Here is a 19,504-nt window from a genome sequence, read left to right as displayed (position 1 = left end):
CGCGTTGCCGACGGATCAGCTCGCCGGACGGACCCACTGCGCGAAGTCGGGCGCGCTGACCCACGTGATCGTCCCGTCGGCGAGGACCGCGACCGGGCTCATGCCGCTGCCCGGCTCGGCCGGGCCCGTCCACGCGCCGGCCACGGGCTCGTCGGTCTGCGCATAGCCGGCCTCGGCGAGGGCGGTCGTCCACTCGCCCTCGTCCGCGCCGGTCGCGTGGGCGAGGTCCAGCATGTTGTCGGTCTGCGGCTTCACCCAGGCGCAGGCGATCCCGCCGTCCTCGACGATCCGCTGGGCGACCGGGTCGACCGGGTCGGGATTGCGCGTTTCGAGCCCGTCGGCCTCGAGCTTCGCGTATGCCTCGGGCGCGAGCACGTCCTCGCAGCTCGCGCCGATCGCGGGCTGTTCGGTGGTCGTCGGCTCCGTCGTCGGCTCGGGCGAAGCGGCGGCCGGCGTCGTGGGCGCCGCCGTCTCGGCGGGGTCGTCGCTCGCGCAGGCCGCGAGTCCGAGCGAGAGGGTCAGGGCAGCGGATGCCGCGAGCACGCGCGGCGCGAGGGTCCGGGTCATGCGCCTCACCGTATCGCCCACGCCCCGCACCGACGTCGGTGTGCACCCCGAGATGTCCGCCACGCGGCATCCGTCGACCCTCAGCCCGCACGAACGCCACGCCAGCCTCGGCTGCGCAGTGCGCGCTCGAGCTGGTCGAGCGCGCGCTCCATCGGCAGCCGGCGCCCGACCCGGATCACGATCCACCCGTCGGCGGCGAGGTCGTTGAGCCGTTCGACATCTCGGTGGAACTGCGTGTCGTCGCCGCGGTGCTGCTCGCCGTCGTACTCGAGCAGCACCCCGTACGCGCGGAAGACGAGGTCGCCGTGCGCAGTCCAACCCGCGCTCAGCGGGATCGGCGCATTGAGCTCCGGCTCGGGGAAGCCGGCGCGTGCCACCTGCAGCCGCAGCCGGGTCTCCCGCGGCGACGCCGCACCCGGCCGGAGGTCGAGCCGTGCCGCATCCCGCGCGCTCGTCCCGCGTCCGCCGCGATGCCGCTCGATCGCCGCGTCGAGCTCGTCGGCCGAGACGAGCGGGCGGGGCCAGCCGAGCAGCCGGTCGCCGGCGGCGACGAGGTCGTCGTGGGACAGCGCGGTCGCGAGCTGGCACCACGAGTCGCACGCCGACACCACGGCGAGCCCGCGGACGGCGCCGACCCGGACCCGATCGGCGCGGAGCCGGTGGCCGACCACGCCCCGCACGCGCGGCTCGCGTCCGCGCAGGGCGGACACGTGCACCGGCCCCCGTTCGAGCGCGGACGGCAGCGGCATGCCCCACAGCAGGGCGGCGGAGGCGTGGCTGAACACCTGGGTGACGGGCATGCGTGCGGCGAACGCGGCGCAGCGCTCGGCATGGGTCGCCGGGGGGACGGTGGCGCGTACGCCGTGGAAGGGCGCGGAGAGGTCGCGCGCGCGGAGCCGCCCTCGCGGGACGCCGAGCTCGTCGGCACGCGGCACCGAGAACGGCCCTCGGCGGAGTTGCGGCGGGAGGGGACGCGCTGGCACCGGACCATGCTGCGCGCCGCGCCCACGGTATGCCGGCGCCGCGGCGCGTGCGGTGGATCCACTCGCCTCATCGCGGCCTGTGCAGGACCGGTCGCCGCTCCGAACCCCCACCGAGTGTCCAATGGATGCCCCCACCGGAGCGTCGCGGCGACATCCATTGGACACTCGCACGCAGGGGCTGCGGCCCGTGCCCGGGGCTGGGGCGCAGGGGCTGGGGCGCAGGGCAGGGACCGGCGTGGGGAGCGGCGTGCGGTGAGTGGGCGAAGGCGCGAATGCCGACGGGCGAGGACGGGTTGAGTCACGTACGCTCAACTTTCAGCGTTCCGACTTGACATCGAACGGATGCCGCTGCGAGACTTGAGCGGTCGAGGCTCAAGTCTCGACGAGCAGACTTCGGCCGCGGGCGGGCACCGCCGGGCCGATCGCCGCGGGGCGACATCCGAGAACCCCCCGGCAGAAGGAGAGACACACATGTCACGTGCAGTCGGAATCGACCTGGGCACCACCAACTCGGTCGTGAGCGTCCTCGAGGGCGGCGAGCCCGTCGTCATCGCGAACGCCGAGGGCTTCCGCACCACCCCGTCGGTGGTGGCATTCACGAAGGACGGCGAGGTGCTCGTCGGCGAGACCGCCAAGCGCCAGGCCGTGACCAACGTCGATCGCACCATCTCGTCGGTCAAGCGCCACATGGGCACCGACTGGAAGAAGGAGATCGACGGCAAGACCTACACGCCGCAGGAGATCTCGGCGCGCATCCTGCAGAAGCTGAAGCGCGACGCCGAGCAGTACCTGGGCGACACGGTCACCGACGCGGTCATCACCGTGCCGGCGTACTTCAACGACGCCGAGCGCCAGGCGACCAAGGAGGCCGGTGAGATCGCGGGCCTCAACGTGCTCCGCATCATCAACGAGCCCACCGCCGCCGCGCTCGCGTACGGCCTCGACAAGGGCAAGGAGGACGAGCTGATCCTCGTCTTCGACCTCGGTGGCGGCACGTTCGACGTGTCCCTCCTCGAGGTGGGCAAGGACGACGACTTCTCGACCATCCAGGTCCGCGCGACCGCGGGCGACAACCGCCTCGGCGGCGACGACTGGGACCAGCGCATCGTCGAGCACCTGATCAAGCGCTTCAAGGACTCGACGGGCGTCGACGTCTCGAAGGACAAGATCGCCCTCCAGCGCCTCAAGGAGGCCGCGGAGCAGGCCAAGAAGGAGCTCTCGTCGAGCATGTCGACGAGCATCCAGCTGCCCTACCTCTCGCTCACCGAGAACGGCCCGGCCAACCTCGACGAGACGCTCACGCGCGCCCAGTTCGAGAACATGACGAGCGACCTGCTCGACCGCACGAAGAAGCCGTTCGAGGATGTCATCCGCGAGGCCGGCATCAAGGTGGCCGACATCGCGCACGTCGTGCTCGTCGGCGGTTCGACCCGCATGCCCGCCGTCTCCGAGCTCGTGAAGCAGGAGACCGGCAAGGAGCCCAACAAGGGCGTGAACCCGGACGAGGTCGTCGCCGTCGGCGCCGCCCTGCAGGCCGGCGTCCTCAAGGGCGAGCGCAAGGACGTGCTGCTCATCGACGTCACCCCCCTGAGCCTCGGCATCGAGACCAAGGGCGGCATCATGACCAAGCTCATCGAGCGCAACACGGCCATCCCGACCAAGCGGAGCGAGACCTTCACGACCGCCGACGACAACCAGCCGTCGGTCGCGATCCAGGTGTTCCAGGGCGAGCGCGAGTTCACGCGCGACAACAAGCCGCTCGGCACGTTCGAGCTGACCGGCATCGCCCCGGCTCCCCGCGGCATCCCGCAGGTCGAGGTCACCTTCGACATCGACGCGAACGGCATCGTGCACGTGTCGGCGCGCGACAAGGGCACCGGCAAGGAGCAGTCGATGACCATCACCGGCGGCTCGTCGCTGCCGAAGGAGGACATCGACCGGATGGTGCGCGACGCCGAGGAGCACGCGGCGGAGGACAAGAAGCGCCGCGAGTCGGCCGAGACGCGCAACCAGGCCGAGCAGCTCGTCTACTCGATCGAGAAGCTGATCAAGGACAACGAGGACAAGCTCCCGGCCGACGTGAAGAACGAGGTCCAGGGCGATGTCGACGCGCTGAAGACCGCGCTCGCCGGTGACGACGACGACGCGGTGAAGTCGGCGTTCGACAAGCTGAACCAGTCGCAGGGCAAGCTCGGCGAGGCGATCTACGCGCAGGGCCAGCAGGCCGACGCGACCGCCGGCGCCAACCCCGGTGAGGACGCGAACCCGTCCGGCACCGAGGGCTCCGACCAGTCCGACGAGGACGTGGTCGACGCCGAGGTCATCGACGACGAGGACGAGAAGAAGTAGCCATGGCTGACGAGAACCAGAACCACGACGAGCCGATCATCCGCGACAAGCGGCGGATCGACCCCGAGACGGGTCAGGTTCGCAAGCCCGATGCCGACGCCGGTGCCGAGGGGGCGGGCGAGCAGCCCGCCCCCGAGGCGGGGTCGACGGATGCCGCCGGCACGGCCGAGGGTGCCGCACCCGACGTCTCGGACGTGCTCGACGAGGAGGCCCTCACCGTCGACGACATCCTGAACGCCGCGCAGGCCGAGGTCGACGACCCGTCGGCCGAGCACCTCGCCGACCTGAAGCGGGTCACCGCCGAGTACGCGAACTACCGCAAGCGGACCGAGGCGAACCGCGAGGTCGAGCGGGAGCGGGCGATCGGCGCGGCCGTGGCCGTGCTGCTGCCCGTGCTCGACGACCTCGACCGCGCCGAGAAGCACGGCGACCTCGAGGGCGACACCCCGTTCGCGACGATCGCGGCGAAGCTGCGCGCGTCGGTCGAGAAGCTCGGCCTCACGCCGTTCGGCGAGGTGGGCGAGGCGTTCGACCCGCAGCGGCACGAGGCGATCTTCCAGCAGCACTCCGACGAGGTCGAGGTGGACACGGTCGCGGATGTCGTCGAGACCGGGTACCTGCTCGGCAGCACGCTGCTGCGCGCGGCGAAGGTCGTCGTGAAGACGCCTGCATAGCGAGGCACCGCTGGTCGAGTACGCCGCTCGCGGCCGTATCGAGACCGGGTCACCCGATCTCGATACGCGCCGCAGGCGGCGCTACTCGATCACCGATCCGCACTAGATTTCGAGGAAGGAGGCGCCGATGGCCAGCCAGGATTGGTTCGACAAGGACTTCTACGCGATCCTCGGCGTCTCCAAGGACGCCAGCGACGCCGACATCAAGAAGGCCTACCGCAAGCTCGCGCGCAAGTACCACCCCGACCAGAACCCGGGGGATGCCGCAGCCGAGTCGAAGTTCAAGGAGATCAGCGAGGCGCACTCCGTGCTCTCCGATCCCGAGGAACGCAAGGAGTACGACGCGGTCCGCGCGATGGGGCAGGGCGCCCGGTTCACCGCGCCCGGCGCCGGCGGCGCCGGCGGCTTCGAGGACGTCTTCGGCGGCATGTTCGGCGGCCCGGGCGGCCGCGGCACGCGTTACACCACCCAGCAGGGCGCCGGCCAGTACGACGACCTGCTGAGCGGCCTCTTCGGCGGCGGCCGGTTCGGCCAGCCCACCGGCGGCTACGGCGGCTTCGGCGGCCCCACCCGCGGCCGCGACGTGACCGCGTCGACGACGCTCGACTTCGTCACCGCCACCAAGGGCGACCGCATCACGCTGCAGACCGCCGAGGGGCGCGAGATCACCGTCAACGTGCCCGCGGGCGTCGCCGACGGCCAGAAGATCCGGCTGCGCGGCAAGGGCCACCCGTCGCCCGACGGCGGCGAGGCCGGCGACATCGTGCTCACCGTCAAGGTGCGCAAGCACCCCGTGTTCGAGCGCGACGGGCTCAACCTCCGCGTCAACGTGCCCGTCACCTTCGTCGAGGCCGCGCTCGGCGCCACCATCCAGGTGCCGACGCTCGGCGGCGACCCGGTCAAGCTGCGCGTCGCGCCGGGCACTCCGAGCGGCCGCGTGCTGCGCGTGAAGGGTCGCGGCGTCGAGACGAAGAAGGGCACGGGCGACCTCCTCGCCGTCGTGCAGGTCGCCGTGCCGTCGCACCTGTCGAAGGAGGCCGAGGAGAAGCTGCGCGAGTTCGCCGCGCTCCTGCCCGACGAGAATCCCCGCGAGGACCTCCTCGCCAAGGCACGGGGCCACTGATGCAGGTCGACGGCGAGAGCCCGCTGTTCGTGATCTCGGTCGCGGCCGAGCTCGCCGGCATGCATCCGCAGACGCTCCGCCAGTACGACCGCATGGGGCTCGTGTCCCCGAAGCGCACGGCGGGCAAGTCGCGTCGCTACTCGATGCGGGATGTCGCGCAGCTCCGCGAGATCCAGCAGCTCTCGAGCGAGGGCGTGAGCCTCGAGGGCATCCGTCGCATCCTGGGCCTCGAGAACGAGGTCACCGACCTCCGCCAGCGCGTCCGCGAGCTGGAGCGCGCGCTCGCCGACGAGATGCTCAATCGGCCCGGACGCCGGGTCTTCGCCGCCGGGGCGCACGGCGAGGTCGTCTCGCTCAAGGCGGGCACGCGCGTGCGGCGTGAGAACGCCGTCGTCGTGTGGCGGCCGCTCGACCGGAGCTGAGGTCGGCGAGCGGATTATAGGGCTCGGAGCGCCTCGTGTCTCGCCTTTGTCCGAAATCGGATGTTGCACGCACAATGGCCGGGGCTCTCGGAGAGCCCGGGGGAGGGTGTCGTGCACGGGAACCAGCGCGTGGTGCGCGACCTGCGGCGTGCCGCGGTGCGCGGTGAGATCGTCGCCGAGTTCCAGTCGCAGGTCGACGCCCGGGACGGGCGCACCGTGGCGGTCGAGGCGCTCAGCCGGTGGCGCCATCCCCAGCGAGGTGTGCTCGGTCCGCAGCACTTCATCCCGATCGCCGAGGAGACCCGGTCGATGGATGCCATCGGCGATGCCATGCTGCGGTGCGCCTGCCGCTTCGCTGCCGACCTGGCCGCCGCGGGACGGCGGATCGAGGTCGCCGTCAACGTCGCCGCCGTACAGCTCGAGCGGGCCGACTTCGCCGAGCGGGTGCTCGACCGGCTCCGGACGGATGGCGTGCGCCCGGAGGTGCTCATGCTGGAGCTGACCGAATCCCGACCGTCGCCCGCCGCCGCGGAAGGCAACCTCCGCCGGGTGCGCGCCCACGGGGTCGGAGTCTCGCTCGACGACGTGCGATCCGTCGAGGAGGCCGAGTTCCGCGCGGGCGCGCTGCCGATCACCGAGCTCAAGGTGGACCGCTCGCTGATCCAGCACGTCACGGAGGAGCGCACGGAGGTCGCGCGCCTGGTGCGCTTCGCCCGCGATCGAGGGCTGCGCACGGTCGCCGAGGGCGTCGAGACCGAGCTGCAGTGGGAAGCAGTGCGCGAGCTGGGATTCGACCGGGCCCAGGGGTTCCTGTTCGGCCGACCGTCGACGCCCGAACGGATGACCGCCCGCCTCCGGGCGGAAGCGGGCGGTCCGGCTCAGAGCGAGCTGTAGGGGTCCGCGAACTCGTCGGGGTCCTGTCCGGACGTCGTGCCGGATGCCTCGCCGGACTCGCCGATGTCGAGCTGGGTCCAGCTCACCGGCATCCCCGGCGAGAAGAGGATGTCGATTCCCGGGCCGCCTCGGAGCGGGGGGATGGTGACGTATCCGCCGCCGGCCTGGATGGCGGCGAGGATCTGCGCGCGAAGCTCGTCGATGGGGTCGGGCAGGAAGTAGTCCTTGCCGTCGACCGTCAGCCGGTGGATCTTCAAGGGATGCTCCGTTCTCTCGTTCCGTCGTCGGGGTGCGGTGTCAGGGTGCGGCGGCGTCGGCCGGCTCGGGCACCCATTGGAGTCCGGCCCGGCTGTTCGCACTGTCCATCAGCATCTCGAGCCAGGCTCGGTTGAGCTTGGGCGCGCGATTGCCGCTGAAGCGGAAGTGCACCTGAGCTGCGGGGCTGATCCAGATCACGCTGCGGCCGCTGCCGCGCTCCATCCCGTGGCTCCAGGTGAACATGAACTGCTCGCCTCGTTGCAGCTTCGCCGCGATGACGAATTGCAGGTGCGCGAGGGTGCGGTCCTCGATCTCGAACTCCGAGATCCGCTGACCGTAGATCAGGGTGCCCATTCCGTTCCTCCTCCTGTTCGGGTCACGCTCATCGAGCGGGGGTCGCCTCGACGGGCTCGGGGATCAGTCGCAGTCCACCTGCCGAGTTGGCCGCCTTGGTGAGCACCTCCACCCACCGAGGGTTCAGTTCGGCGGGCTCCGCCCGGTCGAACTGGAACGTCATCGGAATGGTGGGGCTGCACCAGACGGAGGTCCTCGGCGGTGTCGCCTCCTCGTCGACCCAGGTGAATGCGAAGTGCTCACCGCGGCGCAGCTTCGACCAGATCGCCACCTGCAGGTGGGCGAGCGTCCGGTCGTCGAACGTCGCCGAGAGCTTCGAGTTGTATTCCAGTTTTCCCATGTCGCCTCCTTCGCGAGCGGTACATTCCAGGGCGGTACGCAGGTCGTCACCGAAGCCGGCGGGCCGGCCGCGCGGTGCGCCTGAGCGGTGCGCCCGACTACACCGTCACCGATGTGACCCGATCGCGGCCGCCGCGCTTCGAGGCGTACATCGCCTCGTCGGCCAACCGGATCAGCCGTTCGGGTTCCGGCACGTCGGCCGTGTCGTCGGGAGCCCAGGTCGCCACGCCGACACTCGCTGCGACGCCGTAGCTCGGGGGCACGCTCGTCAACGGACGGCCCACCTCGTGCCGGAACCGCTCCGCGATGATCCCGGCGGCCTCGGCATCCGCGTTCTCGCAGACGACCACGAACTCATCCCCGCCGTACCTCGCCACGGGGTCCGATGCGCGGGCGGCGCCGCGGAGCCGCTCGGTGACCTCGACGAGCACCTCGTCGCCCACGCGGTGGCCGAGGGCATCGTTGACCGCCTTGAAGCCGTCCAGGTCGATGAACACGATCGAGAGCGGACGCGCGTCGCGCCGTGCGCCGGCAAGGGCCTCCTCCAGTCGAATCTCGAGCAGCTTGCGGTTGGCCAGACCGGTGAGCTGGTCGTGGAGCGCACGATGGGCCAGCTCCTCCTGCAGTCGCACGCGCCGCAGTACCTGGGAGGCCTGACGGGCGAGCGCAGCGTGGATGTCGCGCGTGTCGTCGTCGAAGACCTGGTCCCGCCCGAAGAAGCAGACGATGACGCCGTGGGCGCCGGAGTCGCCCCGGAGCGGCGCGATGCTCAGGGCGGCGAGCCGCTGCTCCTGCAGCGCGACGTCGAGATCGGGCCGGATGGTCGCCGCCTGGTCGAGGCTCGCGACCGTGACGACCTCGTCTCCCTCGATCGCCTGCATGGCCAGGTCCATGAGGCCCGCGGAGATGAGGGGGTCCATCTGGACGCCGTCGACGATGAGATCCCGACCGTCGCGCTCGCCGGGGAGGAGGACCGCCGCGCTCGCGGCGAGCAACCCGGTGCGCGCGGCGGTGATGAGGGCCTCACCGAGCTCCTGGACGCTCATCGCCAGGCCGAAGGCGCTCGACGCGTCCTGGAGCACGCGCACGCGTGCTTCGGAGGCCTCGGCCTGGCGGCGGGCCACGAGCAGCTGGCGCTCGTAGTCCTGGCGCTCGGTGGCGTCGAAGACGGCGATGCGGATCTCTTCGGATCGCTCGCCGTGCGCGGGAACGATCACCGCGTTGATGAGCACGGGCAGGTCGCGGAGGTCGGCGCAGCGCATCGAGAGCGCGACCTCCCGGACCTCACCGGAGAGCCGGAGGACGGTGGCGAAACGGGATTCGTAGAAGAGCTGCCCCGCCGTGGTGAGGAGGTCGACGAAGGCGGTTCCGATCAGCTCGTCCTCGGCCAGCCCGGTCCACGTCGCGAGGGTTCGGTTCACGCGCGTGATGACACCGTCGGCCGTGGTCGTCAGGTACCCGCACGGCGCATCGTGGAACAGTTCGGCGTACGACTCGTGCAGTTCGTCTTCGCCGCTCCTGATGGGCGGCGGGCTGGAGGAGATCGTCATCGCACGAACGCCGTGATCTCCGCGACGAGCTCCTCGGGTGCCGAGAGGTTCGGGCAGTGGCCGGTGGCCGCGAGCTGGACGAACCGGCTCCCGGAGATCTGCTCGTGCACGTACCGGCCCACGGCCGGCGGGGCGATGAGGTCCTCGGAGCACTGCAGCACGAGGGTCGGCGTGCGCACGTGCTCGAGGTCGCGACGGTTGTCGGAGAGGAAGGTGACCCGAGCGAACTGGCTCGCGATCCGCGGGTCGACGCTGCAGAAGCTCTCGGTGAGCTCGGAGCCCAGCTCGGGCCGAGCCGGATTGCCCATGATGAGGGGAGCCATCGTCTCGGACCATCCGAGGTGGTTCGCGTCGAGGGCGTCGAGCAGTCCATCGATGTCCGCGCGGCTGAAGCCCCCGGTGTAGCCGTCGTCGTCGAGATACCGGGGGGACGGTCCCACGAGCACGAGCGCGCCGAACCTCGACGGGTCGACGTTCGAGGCCAGGACCCCCACCATCGCGGCGACGGAGTGCCCGACGAACACCGCATCGTGCAGGTCGAGTGCGTCGAGGATCTCCAGGAGGTCGTCGGCGTAGCCGTGGAGGGAGTCGTGGCGCGCCGGATCGTACGCGGCGAGGTCGGACCCGCCGGACCCCACGGCGTCGAAGAGCACGACCCGATGGTCGACCTCGAACCGCGGTGCGACGGCGTGCCAAACCTCTTGGCTGCAACCGAAGCCGTGCGCGAACACGATCGGCCGTCCTGCCGGGTCGCCCGTGACGGTCACGTTGTTCCGTCGGAGCACATGCAACCGGGCGGCGCTGGCGATCGTGCTCATGGTGCTCCTGATTGTCGCGGGGTTCGGGTTCCGCGGACGCGACGGTGCCTCGCGGCATCCTGCCGGGACTCTATCCCGGGACGAGTCGACCGACATAGTCTGAACGGTCCGGTCAAGGGGGCTTGACGCGCATCTGCCTGAGCCGGTATATCGCGAGCGCCACGGCATGACGACTCCGGCGCCGCGCTCGCCCCGGGGGCCGCCCGCCTCAGCTTGGAACCGGCCCGAAGCCCTCGCTGTCGAGGTCTCGAGCCCGCTCCTGCGCGACGACCGCGTCTCGGTCCGACAGGCGTCGGAGTCCGGCGAGGGGCTGCGCCATCCGGTGGTTGCCGCGCAGGTGCGGTTCGGCCCGGTCGAGGAACGCCCAGTAGCCCGCGGTCACCGGGCACGCGTCGGGGCCGAGGCGCACCTTGGGGTCGAATCGGCATCCGCCGCAGTAGTCGGTCATCTTCGAGACGTACGCGCCACCGGCCGCGTAGGGCTTCGTCGCGACGAGGCCGCCGTCGGCGTGCTGCGACATCCCGACCACGTTCGCGGGCATGACCCAGGGCGTGCCGTCGACGAACGCTCCGGCGAACCAGTCGGTGAGTTCGGCCGGGTCGACGGCGCGCTGCAGCGCCCAGTTGCCGAGCACCATGAGCCGCTGGATGTGGTGCGCCCAGCCGTGCGCGCGCACGTCGTCGAGCGTGTGCCGGATGCAGGCGGCGTCCACGCCGGAGGTGTCGAGGGTCGCGAAGGGGCGCGGCACCGGTCGGGTCGCCTGGAGGCGGTTGTGGGAGCGCCGGTAGCCGGGCCCGAGGTGCCAGTAGAGGTGCCACATCCAGTCGCGCCATCCGATCACCTGCCGCACGAAGCCCTCGACGCTCTGCAACGGTGCCCGGCCGGCCGCGTGCTCGGCGGCGACGCGCTCGGCGAGCGCGAGCGGGTCGATCAGGCCGAGGTTGAGCGGCACGCTCAGCAGTGAATGCGCCATGACCCAGTCGTGGGTGAGCACCGCGTCCTCGTACGGGCCGAAGTCGCCGAGGCGCGTCGCGATGAAGTCGGCGATCGCCAGCTCGGCCTCCGCCTCGGTGACGGCGAACCGGCGGGGTCCGTCGTCGCCGATGAGCTGCACGCGTCCGTCGGCCTGCCAGCGATCGAGGTCGCGGCGCACCTCGCGGTCGATCTCGTCCTCCTCGGGCCACCACGGCTCCGGCAGGCCCAGCGTGACCGCGCTCTTCGGCGGCGGCTGCCGGTTCTCACGGTCGAGGTTGAAGCGGCCGCCCTCGGGCTCGGGTCCGCGCATCAGGATGCCGGTGCGCTCGCGCGTCCACCGGTAGAAGTCCTCCATGCGCGGGCGGCGGCCCCCACGACCCGCCATCCAGTCGGCGAAGTCCGCCTCCGAGGTGACGAAGCCCCGGCTCGGCAGCATCCGGATGCCACGGCGCCGGAGCGCCGCCCTCGCCGCCCACGACACCGGGGCGACGGCCTCGAGGTCGTCACGCCCGTCGACGGCGTCGCCGAATCGCTCGACCTGCCGGAACTCGACGCGGTCGCCGAGCTGCGCCGCCCGGTGCCGGATCGCGGAGAGGTAGAGATGCGCCTTCTGCCGGTGCATCGGCCGGCGGCCGAACGCCGCGCGGGCCTCGACGAGCAGCATCCGCCCGCCGTCGTCGAACTGCGACCCGAGCTGCTCCGCGAAGATCCAGCGCACGGGCACGGGGGCTCAGCGACCCCAGGCCGACGGCGGGGCCGGCACGACGGGCACCGGCGAGGTCGACCACCACGTGCCGTATCCGTAGTGGCTCTCGGCCCAGGGCGATGCCCAGACCGCCCGCGCCGCGGCGTCCGCTGACGTGCCGGCCTCGAGGGCGGCGACGATGTCGGCGTAGAACGTGCGTTTCTGCAGGTTGGATGCCGCGTACCGTGCGGCGTCGACGAGGGTCGTGTAGCTGCCCAGGCCGCTGCCGCCTCCCGACCCGTACCCGTTGTTCAACGGGTTGTTGCGGTTCCACCAGTTGTCGGGGCCGTTCTCCTCGCGCATCCACTCGACCATGAACCGCACGTTCTCGTCGGTCACCGGCCAGTCGCCGAACACGAGCACGAGCTTCGCCCAGTCGTAGTTGGTGCCGGATGCCACGAGCGTCTCCGGTCCGGTCGCCGTGATGTAGCGCTCGCGTGACACCCCGGCCACGCTGAGGTCGCCGGGAATGGCGACATCCTGCACCTCGCCCCGGAACGGGGAGACGGAACCGGCGGCCGCGTCGGCGAGCGCCACCGACGGGCGCGGGAGCGGGGCGAGCGCGACCGTGGCGAGCAGGCCGCCCACGGCGACCGCGGCGACGAGCGCCGCGACGCTGCGTCGCCTGGCGAGGCGACGCACCCCGCGCTCGGGACGGGTGGCGCGACGCCGACCCTCGGGCGCACGTGACGGGCGCCGCGCGGGCGTTCGAACCGCCGCGCGGCGCTCCCCCAGGTGCTGCGCCGAATGTCGCATTGCGGGCTGAGGGTAGCAAACCCGGCTGGGCGCCGTCAGCGCCGACGTCGCAGCGCGGCCCGTCGGGCCCAGATGACGACGGGCACGAGCAGCAGCGACAGGAGCCCGCCCACGACCGACAGCGTGGCGTAGTCGGTGGCCGCGAGCACCAGGCCGGAGAGGGCGCTCGCGCCGGCGCCGGAGAGCGCGATCAGCACGTCGATCGACCCCTGCGTCTTCGCGCGGTGGGAGGGCGAGGTGGCGTCGACGACGAGCGCGGTGCCCGAGATGAGGCCGAAGTTCCAGCCGAGGCCGAGCAGCGTCAGCGCGACGATCAGGAGCCCGAGGGAGTCGCTCGGCGCGAGGGCGGCGACACCGCCGGCGAGCAGCATCGTGACCGCCGCGGCGACGGCCATGGGGATGCGGCCGATGCGGTCGACGAGGACGCCGGTCACGAGCGACGGCAGGTACATGGCGCCGATGTGGATGCCGATCACGAGACCGACGGCCGAGAGGGCGTGGTCGTGTCCGCGCATGTGGACGGGCGTCATGGTCATGATCGCGACCATGGTGGCCTGCGTGAGGATCATGATCGTCGCGCCGAGCACGACGCCCGGTGGGAACCGGTCGCCACGGGCGAGGGCGGAGGGCTCCTGCTGCGACGCGGCGGGCTGGGCGGGCTCGGCGTGCTGGGCGGGCTCGGCGGGGGACGGGACCTCGGGAGCGACGGCGGGCGGGAGCCCGGGCGCGTGATCGAGGTGCTGCGCCACGAGGAACGGGTCGGGCCGCAGCAGCAGGAACAGGACGCTGCCCGCACCGAGGTAGGCGGCTGCGGCGAGCAGGAAGGGCCCGGCGAGCGGGGGGATGCCGAGGGAGAGGGCGAGCGCGCCGAGCGGCTCGACCAGGTTCGGGCCCGCGACCGCGCCGAGCGTGGTCGAGACCATCGCGACGCTCACGGCGGTGCCGCGCTGCGTCGGCAGGGCGAGATCGGTGCCCGCGTACCGGGCCTGCAGGTTCGTGGCCGTGCCGGCCCCGTAGACGAACAGCGAGGCGAACAGCAGCGGCACGTTGCCCGACACCGCGGCGGCGACCACGCCGATCGCGCCGGCGCCGCCCGCGGCGAACCCGAGGCCGAGGCCGGTCCGGCGGCCCCACCGCTGCGTGACGCGGCCGACGAGGAACGCCGCGAGCGCGGAGCCGAGCGTGAACAGCGCCGCGGGGGCGCCGGTGAGGCTGTCGGAGCCGAGCAGGTCGCGCGCGAGCAGCGCGCCGACCGTGATGCCGGCTGCGAGACCGGCGCCGCCCAGCACCTGGCTCGCGACGACGACGGCGAGCGTGCGACGCTGCACACGGCGCCGTACGGCCTCGTCGGCGCCGATCGCGCGGGCGAGGCCGGCGAGGTCGGTGGCGGGCATAGGGCGAGCGTACTCGCGCCCACGCGCGAAGGGCGCGGACCGAGCAGTCTCGGTCCGCGCCCTCCGGATGGGCCCGACGGCCGGTCTCGGCACGCGCCCTTCGGGTGCTACCCGACCACCGTGCCGCCGATGGTGAGCCACCACGACTCGTCGGCGAAGTCGGCCGGGTCGATGACGCCGCGCTCCTGGGCCCAGTCGATGAGCAGCTGGCGGATCTCCTTCTGCTCGTCGTAGACGACCGGGGCCGAGGCGATGTGCGGGAACCCGCCGCCGCCGGAGCGGCGGTAGTTGTTCACGGCGACCACGACCTCCTGGTCGTCGGCGAGCGGCGTGCCGTCGGCCAGGACCAGCCCCTCGATGCGCGACCCGACCGGCTGCGACAGGTCGATCTCGTACTCGACGCCCGCGATGATGTCGAGGTTGTAGTCGGGGGTGCCGCCCGCGGCGGTGTGCGCCTCGGGGTCGAAGGTGCCGCCGACGGGCACCTGCGCGTAGTACTTCGCCGAGTACTCGAGGTAGTCCTTCACCTGCGCACCGGTCATCGTGACGGCCTGCAGCGTGTTGTCGTAGATGTAGAGGCCGGCGATGTCGCGCACGGTGACGTCGCCCTGCGGGAAGACGGCCGTACGACTGAACGGCGCGGCGATCGACAGCACGGGCAGGTCGGCGTGGGCCGTGCCCGCGAGCGAGCCCGCCACGGCATCCGTCTGCACCTGCTGGATGAAGTCGATGATCGCCGTGTCCTCGTACCGCGAGGTGACGGCCGACAGCTCCTCGGTCGAGCGCGCGACGACCTGGTTCACGTACGCGGCGGTCGTGGCGTGCTGGTCGGCGACGAGGTCGACGATCGCGGGGGACTCGGGGTAGGCGGCGGTGCGGATCGCGGACGCCTCGGCGTCGGCGACATCCCAGTCGCCCTTGACCTTCTCGAGCGAGAGGTCGACGCGCGAGACGGTGGAGCCCCAGCGGTACGGCTGGGTGAGCAGCACCTCGTCGCCGGTGACCTCGTTCACGACGACCTCGCTCGGCTTGTCGAGGTGGGAGTGGCCGACGACCATGACGTCGATGCCGGGCACCTCGCGGGCGATGTCGGCCGTCGCGTTCTCGGGCGGCGCGATCGACTCGTCGTACGACGAGCCGCCGGTGCCGGCGTGCGAGAGCACGACCACCACGTCGGCACCTGCCGCGCGGACCTTCGGCACCCACTCCTCGGCGGCGTCGACCATGTCGCGGAACTCGAGCTCGCCCTCGACGTTCGCCTTGTCCCAGATCGCCGAGCCGGGCGTGGTGAGGCCGAGGATGCCGACCGTGACGGGCTTGTGCCCCTTCACCTTCTTGGTGACGAGCGTGTACGGGTCGAACGCGGGCTCGCCGGTCTCGGCGTCGAGCACGTTCGCGCCCAGCAGCGGGAACCCGAGGTCGTCCTCGTAGGCGGCGAGCAGGTCGAGCCCGTAGTTGAACTCGTGGTTGCCGACCACCTGGGCGTCGTAGCCGATGGCGGCGTACGCGGCCGCCATCGGGTGGTCGGCGCCGGTCTCCTGCACGGGCTCCTGCACCGCGTAGTAGTAGCTGAGCGGAGTGCCCTGGATGGCGTCGCCGTTGTCGACCACGAGCAGGCGCTCGTCGCCGACCTCGGCGCGGACCTCGTCGACGACCGAGGCGACCTTGGCGAGGCCGACGGAGTCGCCGGCGCGGTCGCTGTAGGCGCGGTCGCTGAAGTAGTCCCAGTTCAGGACGCGACCGTGCAGGTCGGTGGTCGCGAGCAGGGTGAGGTCGAGTTCGTTGGCGGTGTTCGGTGCAGCGGCGGCGGGAAGGGCGGCGCCACCGCCGAGGAGCAGGGCGGCGGTCGCCGCAGCCCCCAGGAGTCGGGTCTTCACGTGTCGGGATTCCTCTCGAGGTGGTTCGATCAGGGCGGCGGCCCGCCCGGGCACACGCTAGGCCACGGGGGTTCCCTGCGCGTGAACCGCCGTCGACCGATGCGCGTCGGGCGATCATCGCCCCGACCACCGACGTCGCGGAAGATCTTGACGCCCTCGGCCCCGCTCGGGTACGCCGCCCCAGTACCCCGCCGTGCCCGAGCGGGTCAATCCCGTACCGCGGCGAGGTCGGGCGTAGCTACCGTGACGCATGGGCGACCGGATGGATGCGGCGGCGCGGAGCCGGCGGTTCGTGGAGGGGCGGCGAGTTGCGTTCGCGGAAGAACTCGCGGAGTGGGTGCGCATCCCCTCGGTGGCCGGCGATCCGGACCGGGCGGATGCGATGCGCTGGTCCGCGGCGCACCTCGCGGCCCGGATGCGCGCGGTCGGCTTCCCGCGCGTCGAGGTCTGGCCGCAGGGCGACACCGTCGCGGTGTACGGCGAGTGGATGCCGCATCCGGGCGCCCCGACGGTGCTCGTCTACAGCCACCACGACGTCCGCACGGTGCACGCCGAGGACTGGCAGGAGACGGCGCCGTTCGAGCCCGTGGTCCGCGACGGCCTGATGTTCGGCCGCGGTGCGTCCGACGCCAAGGGCCAGGTCGCGGCGCACCTCCTCGCCCTTGCGGCGCACGTCGCGGTCGACGGGGGCCCGGCGGTGAACGTGCGGTTCCTGATCGACGGCGAGGAGGAGCTCGGCTCGCCCCACCTCGCCGACCTCCTCGAGGCGCATCGCGACGACGTCGCGGCCGACCTCGTGCTGTACTCCGACACCTTGCTGGCCGACGCCGACCGGCCGGCGCTGTGCACGAGCGTGCGCGGGATGATCGGGGCGACGCTCACGGTGCACGGGCCGCTGGTCGACGTGCACAGCGGCACCGTCTCGGGCGCCGCACCCAATCCGATCCACGACCTCGCGGCCGTCATCGCCGACCTCCACGACGACGAGGGCCGAATCGTCGTCCCGGGCATCGGCGACGTCGCCTCGCCCGACGACCGCGACCGCGACGAGTTCGACGGGCTCGCGCTCGAACCGGAGGACTGGGCGGAGCGGACCGAGACGGACCGTGTGGTCGGCGACGGCGACCACTCCCTGCCCGAGCGCCTGTGGGCGCGTCCGGCCATCGAGGTGATCAGCATCACCGGTGGCGACACGGAGGGCCTCCCGCGGTCGGTCATCCCCGCGACCGCGACGGCCGACCTCAGCATCCGGCTCGTGGGCGATCAGGACCCGCAGGCCGTCGCGGCGCACCTCGAGGCGTGGATGGCCGACCGGCTGCGCGGAATCCGCTACGACCTGGAATTCGACCACCTCACCGCGGAGGCGCCGTACCGGACGCCGGAGCACCCGGCGCTCGACGCGCTCGCCGGGGCCATGGCGGTGGGCTTCGAGGTCGGCCCGGACGAGGTGGGTCGCATGGGCAACGGCGGCGGGGGCCCGGCGGCGCTGCTCGCGCGCACGAGCGGGGCGCCGCTCGTGTTCTTCGGTACCGGCCTGCCGAGCGACCGGTGGCATGCGCCCGACGAGCGCGTGCGGCTGGACGTGCTCGAGCGCGGCGCGCTCACCCTGGCCGAGTTCTGGCGCAGAGCGCCCGGCGCCCTCGAGGGGACGCCGGGCGCGAGCGGCCCTTCGGCGGGCTAGCGGCGGTCGGCGACGCCGGGCCGGCGCGCACCCGTGCGGTTGCGCGTGAGCAGCACGCCCAGCGCGATCATGCCGACGGCGAGCACGAAGTGCAGCCAGTCGTCGGCGTCGTTCATCGGCACGAAGTTCGCCGCGCTGTCCTCGGCGACCAGCAGGCCGTAGAGCCAGAGCAGCGCGTACACGGCGCCGCCCCAGATGAGGAAGTTCTTCGAGCCGCTGTACGTGCGGGCGAGCAGCAGACCCACCACGCCGAACAGCAGGTGGACGATGTTGTGCAGGATCGAGACCTGGAAGATCCCCATCAGCAGGGCCTCCGACTCGTGCCCGGCGAACTGCATCTGGTCCACGTTCGTCGTGATTCCGGGGATGAACCCGAGGATCCCGACGACGAGGAACACGATTCCCACGATCAGTGCGGCCTTCTGGACCGGCGTCTCCGCGTAGCGGACCCCGGTGCGGTCATTGACGGTCATGATGCCTCCTTCGTTGCCGCGATCCTTCCGGCCGCCCGGAGTCGGCCGATAGGGGGTTGACGCCGCAGGGGCCGCCTTCGTCGGGGCTACGATTCGGTGTGGCCATCGACCTCGACGCCCTCCGGCGCGCCCCCGACCTCGAGGGGCCGAACCTCGTGGCAGCGGATGCCGCGGACCGGCTGGTCCTCGACCTGGCCGCCGACGCGCTCGCCGCGGCGGCCGGCGTCCCGGGTGCCGTGGTGGTGATCGACGACGCGTACGGCGCCCTCGCCCTGGCCGCGGTCGACGCCGGCGCGCGCGAGGTCCGCGTCCACCAGGACCCGATCACGGGGGAGCGGGCGCTCGCCGCCAACGCCCGGCGGCTCGGCGTGCCCGAGTCGGACCGGCCGCGCAGCCTGCCGCTCTCGCCCGCGCTGGTCGCGGGCGCGCGGGTCGTGCTCATGCGGCTGCCGAGGTCGCTCGACCGGCTCGACGAGGTCGCGGCGACGATCGCCTCCGACGCGGCGCCCGACGTGCGGGTGTTCGCCGGCGGCCGCATCAAGCACATGTCGCTCGCGATGAACGAGGTGCTCGGTCGCCGCTTCGAGCGCGTCGACGTCTCGCACGCCCGGCAGAAGTCGCGCGTCCTCGTCGCCTCCGGCATCGGCGCGCGTCCCGCCGAACCCCTCCGGCCTGCGGAGCGGCGCGACGACCGGCTCGCTCTCACGGTCGTGGCGCACGGCGGCGTGTTCGCCGGCACCTCGGTCGACATCGGCACCCGGTTCCTGCTCGGGGTCCTCGGCGACGCGGTTCCGGATGCCGCCAGCGCGGTCGACCTCGCCTGCGGGTCGGGCGTCGTCGCGACGTGGCTCGCGCGCGAGCGACCCGGACTGGTGGTGCACGCGTCGGACCGGAGCGCCGCGGCCGCGGCATCCGCTGCCCTCACGGCCGCGGAGAACGGCGTGGACGACCGCGTTCGCGTGACCCGCGCCGACGGCCTCGAGCACCTGCCCGACGCGAGCGAGCGCCTGGTGGTGCTGAACCCGCCGTTCCATTCGGATGCCGCCGTGCACACCGGCATCGCCGCGCACCTCTTCGCCGAGGCCGCGCGCGTGCTCGAACCCGGCGGCGAGCTGTGGTGCGTGTGGAACTCGCACCTCCGGTACCGGCCGCTGCTGGAGCGGACCGTCGGCCCGACGCGCCAGGTCGCGCGCAACGCGAAGTTCACGGTCACCGCCTCCGTGCGCTGAGGTCGACGACCGGCCGACGGGGGGTGCGGTCGAGCGCCGGTCG

The 19,504-nt window shown here is 72.3% G+C and carries 19 protein-coding genes; 7 read left to right on the top strand and 12 right to left on the bottom strand.

The genetic code is table 11. The features are described 5' to 3' along the window. Positions 1–15 precede the first annotated feature (15 nt). Both RH861_RS00320 and RH861_RS00315 read right to left on the bottom strand, forming a co-directional pair. Positions 16–567, bottom strand: coding sequence for a hypothetical protein (locus tag RH861_RS00320; protein ID WP_310519239.1), 552 nt, complete (start codon positions 565–567; stop codon positions 16–18). An 80-nt stretch (positions 568–647) separates the two neighbouring features. Beyond that, the gene (locus tag RH861_RS00315; RefSeq protein WP_310519238.1) at positions 648–1,550 is read right to left on the bottom strand and encodes a putative endonuclease domain-containing protein; all 903 of its coding nucleotides are present in this window, start codon (positions 1,548–1,550) and stop codon (positions 648–650) included. A 471-nt stretch (positions 1,551–2,021) separates the two neighbouring features. Here RH861_RS00315 and dnaK point away from each other — a divergent pair, with 471 nt between their 5' ends. From dnaK to RH861_RS00290, 5 genes are all read left to right on the top strand, one after another. Next, complete coding sequence (dnaK, locus tag RH861_RS00310) at positions 2,022–3,899, top strand: molecular chaperone DnaK (RefSeq protein WP_067949528.1); 1,878 nt, start codon at positions 2,022–2,024, stop codon at positions 3,897–3,899. Positions 3,900–3,901: 2 nt separating this feature from the next. Then, on the top strand, positions 3,902–4,573 hold the full coding sequence (locus tag RH861_RS00305) for a nucleotide exchange factor GrpE (protein WP_310519237.1): 672 nt from the start codon (positions 3,902–3,904) through the stop codon (positions 4,571–4,573). Between the two features lie 127 nt (positions 4,574–4,700). Continuing rightward, a complete protein-coding gene (locus tag RH861_RS00300) occupies positions 4,701–5,696 on the top strand; it encodes a DnaJ C-terminal domain-containing protein (RefSeq protein WP_310519236.1) in 996 nt (331 codons plus the stop codon). After that, entirely contained in the window at positions 5,696–6,118 is a 423-nt protein-coding gene (locus tag RH861_RS00295; RefSeq protein WP_248598987.1) for a heat shock protein transcriptional repressor HspR, read from the top strand. The genes RH861_RS00300 and RH861_RS00295 overlap by 1 nt, the downstream gene beginning before the upstream one ends. A gap of 111 nt (positions 6,119–6,229) precedes the next feature. Next, on the top strand, positions 6,230–7,012 hold the full coding sequence (locus RH861_RS00290) for an EAL domain-containing protein (protein WP_310519235.1): 783 nt from the start codon (positions 6,230–6,232) through the stop codon (positions 7,010–7,012). On the opposite strand, the gene RH861_RS00285 is transcribed toward RH861_RS00290, so the two are convergent. From RH861_RS00285 to RH861_RS00245, 9 genes are all read right to left on the bottom strand, one after another. Next, positions 6,997–7,269 carry a hypothetical protein gene (locus tag RH861_RS00285; RefSeq protein ID WP_310519234.1) on the bottom strand — a complete coding sequence of 91 codons (273 nt, stop codon included), beginning with the start codon at positions 7,267–7,269 and terminating at the stop codon, positions 6,997–6,999. The genes RH861_RS00290 and RH861_RS00285 overlap by 16 nt on opposite strands. A 40-nt stretch (positions 7,270–7,309) precedes the next feature. Next, on the bottom strand, positions 7,310–7,624 hold the full coding sequence (locus RH861_RS00280) for a DUF7882 family protein (RefSeq protein WP_310519233.1): 315 nt from the start codon (positions 7,622–7,624) through the stop codon (positions 7,310–7,312). A 28-nt stretch (positions 7,625–7,652) separates the two neighbouring features. Beyond that, the gene (locus tag RH861_RS00275) at positions 7,653–7,964 is read right to left on the bottom strand and encodes a DUF7882 family protein (RefSeq protein WP_310519232.1); all 312 of its coding nucleotides are present in this window, start codon (positions 7,962–7,964) and stop codon (positions 7,653–7,655) included. A gap of 97 nt (positions 7,965–8,061) precedes the next feature. Beyond that, the gene (locus RH861_RS00270) at positions 8,062–9,513 is read right to left on the bottom strand and encodes a sensor domain-containing diguanylate cyclase (RefSeq protein ID WP_310519231.1); all 1,452 of its coding nucleotides are present in this window, start codon (positions 9,511–9,513) and stop codon (positions 8,062–8,064) included. Then, entirely contained in the window at positions 9,510–10,331 is an 822-nt protein-coding gene (locus RH861_RS00265) for an alpha/beta fold hydrolase (RefSeq protein ID WP_310519230.1), read from the bottom strand. The genes RH861_RS00270 and RH861_RS00265 overlap by 4 nt, the downstream gene beginning before the upstream one ends. A gap of 208 nt (positions 10,332–10,539) precedes the next feature. Next, positions 10,540–12,030: a cryptochrome/photolyase family protein gene (locus RH861_RS00260; protein WP_310519229.1), complete on the bottom strand. Its 1,491-nt coding sequence runs from the start codon at positions 12,028–12,030 to the stop codon at positions 10,540–10,542. A gap of 6 nt (positions 12,031–12,036) precedes the next feature. Beyond that, positions 12,037–12,807, bottom strand: coding sequence for a hypothetical protein (locus RH861_RS00255; RefSeq protein ID WP_310519228.1), 771 nt, complete (start codon positions 12,805–12,807; stop codon positions 12,037–12,039). 35 nt (positions 12,808–12,842) lie between these two features. Continuing rightward, positions 12,843–14,201 (bottom strand): MFS transporter, encoded by a 1,359-nt coding sequence (locus RH861_RS00250; protein ID WP_310519227.1) that lies wholly within the window; start codon positions 14,199–14,201, stop codon positions 12,843–12,845. Between the two features lie 107 nt (positions 14,202–14,308). Next, positions 14,309–16,078, bottom strand: a complete 1,770-nt coding sequence (locus RH861_RS00245; RefSeq protein ID WP_310519226.1) for a bifunctional metallophosphatase/5'-nucleotidase — start codon at positions 16,076–16,078, stop codon at positions 14,309–14,311. Between the two features lie 250 nt (positions 16,079–16,328). Here RH861_RS00245 and RH861_RS00240 point away from each other — a divergent pair, with 250 nt between their 5' ends. After that, complete coding sequence (locus tag RH861_RS00240; protein WP_310519225.1) at positions 16,329–17,759, top strand: M20/M25/M40 family metallo-hydrolase; 1,431 nt, start codon at positions 16,329–16,331, stop codon at positions 17,757–17,759. Here the strand turns inward: RH861_RS00240 and RH861_RS00235 are convergent. After that, entirely contained in the window at positions 17,756–18,232 is a 477-nt protein-coding gene (locus tag RH861_RS00235) for a DUF4383 domain-containing protein (RefSeq protein ID WP_310519224.1), read from the bottom strand. The genes RH861_RS00240 and RH861_RS00235 overlap by 4 nt on opposite strands. 98 nt (positions 18,233–18,330) lie before the next feature. Here RH861_RS00235 and RH861_RS00230 point away from each other — a divergent pair, with 98 nt between their 5' ends. Next, the gene (locus RH861_RS00230; protein ID WP_310519223.1) at positions 18,331–19,461 is read left to right on the top strand and encodes a class I SAM-dependent methyltransferase; all 1,131 of its coding nucleotides are present in this window, start codon (positions 18,331–18,333) and stop codon (positions 19,459–19,461) included. Positions 19,462–19,504: the final 43 nt, after the last annotated feature.

The organism is Agromyces indicus, from assembly GCF_031432295.1.
GTDB lineage: Bacteria > Actinomycetota > Actinomycetes > Actinomycetales > Microbacteriaceae > Agromyces > Agromyces indicus.
The sequence above is the reverse complement of the archived record's forward strand: the minus strand, read 5'-3'. Positions and strand labels throughout refer to the sequence as shown.

Coding starts and splice junctions, on each gene's coding strand:
- RH861_RS00320 (WP_310519239.1), bottom strand. CDS start 567: ATGACCCGGACCCTCGCGCCGCGCGTGCTCGCGGCATCCGCTGCCCTG.
- dnaK (WP_067949528.1), top strand. CDS start 2,022: ATGTCACGTGCAGTCGGAATCGACCTGGGCACCACCAACTCGGTCGTG.
- RH861_RS00305 (WP_310519237.1), top strand. CDS start 3,902: ATGGCTGACGAGAACCAGAACCACGACGAGCCGATCATCCGCGACAAG.
- RH861_RS00300 (WP_310519236.1), top strand. CDS start 4,701: ATGGCCAGCCAGGATTGGTTCGACAAGGACTTCTACGCGATCCTCGGC.
- RH861_RS00295 (WP_248598987.1), top strand. CDS start 5,696: ATGCAGGTCGACGGCGAGAGCCCGCTGTTCGTGATCTCGGTCGCGGCC.
- RH861_RS00280 (WP_310519233.1), bottom strand. CDS start 7,624: ATGGGCACCCTGATCTACGGTCAGCGGATCTCGGAGTTCGAGATCGAG.
- RH861_RS00275 (WP_310519232.1), bottom strand. CDS start 7,964: ATGGGAAAACTGGAATACAACTCGAAGCTCTCGGCGACGTTCGACGAC.
- RH861_RS00270 (WP_310519231.1), bottom strand. CDS start 9,513: ATGACGATCTCCTCCAGCCCGCCGCCCATCAGGAGCGGCGAAGACGAA.
- RH861_RS00265 (WP_310519230.1), bottom strand. CDS start 10,331: ATGAGCACGATCGCCAGCGCCGCCCGGTTGCATGTGCTCCGACGGAAC.
- RH861_RS00255 (WP_310519228.1), bottom strand. CDS start 12,807: ATGCGACATTCGGCGCAGCACCTGGGGGAGCGCCGCGCGGCGGTTCGA.
- RH861_RS00250 (WP_310519227.1), bottom strand. CDS start 14,201: ATGCCCGCCACCGACCTCGCCGGCCTCGCCCGCGCGATCGGCGCCGAC.
- RH861_RS00240 (WP_310519225.1), top strand. CDS start 16,329: ATGGGCGACCGGATGGATGCGGCGGCGCGGAGCCGGCGGTTCGTGGAG.
- RH861_RS00235 (WP_310519224.1), bottom strand. CDS start 18,232: ATGACCGTCAATGACCGCACCGGGGTCCGCTACGCGGAGACGCCGGTC.